The organism is Rhodococcus sp. T2V, from assembly GCF_029269925.1.
GTDB lineage: Bacteria > Actinomycetota > Actinomycetes > Mycobacteriales > Mycobacteriaceae > Rhodococcus_F > Rhodococcus_F koreensis.
Genome location: NZ_JARJBD010000479.1, coordinates 1 through 558, shown reverse-complemented (window position 1 = coordinate 558; position 558 = coordinate 1). Strand labels below are relative to the sequence as shown.

Annotated in this window: 1 protein-coding gene and 1 pseudogene; both read left to right on the top strand. The window is 69.9% G+C overall.

Annotated features, from left to right (window positions below):
* A pseudogene (locus P3H15_RS54950) lies at positions 1 to 203 on the top strand (hypothetical protein); the annotation flags it as partial.
* Between the two features lie 171 nt (positions 204 to 374).
* Positions 375 to 558 (top strand): hypothetical protein (locus P3H15_RS54945; RefSeq protein WP_276144945.1); only part of this gene is annotated, 184 nt, incomplete at its 3' end.

Genomic DNA, 558 nt, shown 5'->3' with positions numbered 1-558 from the left:
TCCGTCACGCGCACGCGGGCGAGAAGAAGAGCTGGCACGGCCCCGATGCGGACCGTCCGCTGAGCACCCTCGGGGTACTGGCAACGCGCGACCTCGTCGCCGCGACGGTCCGGCCCCGACACTGCAGTACCTTCCGCCCACCCCACCCAATTGACCGCCCCAATGCGGCACTGCCTTCGGGCGTCACCGTGTTCGCACGCTGAAGCCGACTCCACGCACGGTGCGGATGCGATGCGGGGCACCGTGGGACTCGAGTTTGCGGCGCAGCGAGTAGACGCACCTCAACCCCGACACCGACTACCGCTACCCCTACCTGGGCGCCTGACCGCGCCGCTGGCCCGCAGCGCCGGGCCAGCGGTTCGACGGGTAAGGGGATGTCCGTCCCGGACCCGACCACCGTCACCGAGGCGCCGGACCGCAGCGCCACCGCCGTCCCGTACTTCCGTTTCCGTCCGCACCCCCTTCCGGAGCCTGTCATGCCATCCAACGACCCGCTTCTCTCACCGTTCGATCTGAAGCACCTGCGGCTCAAGAACCGCGTGGTCTCCACCTCGCACG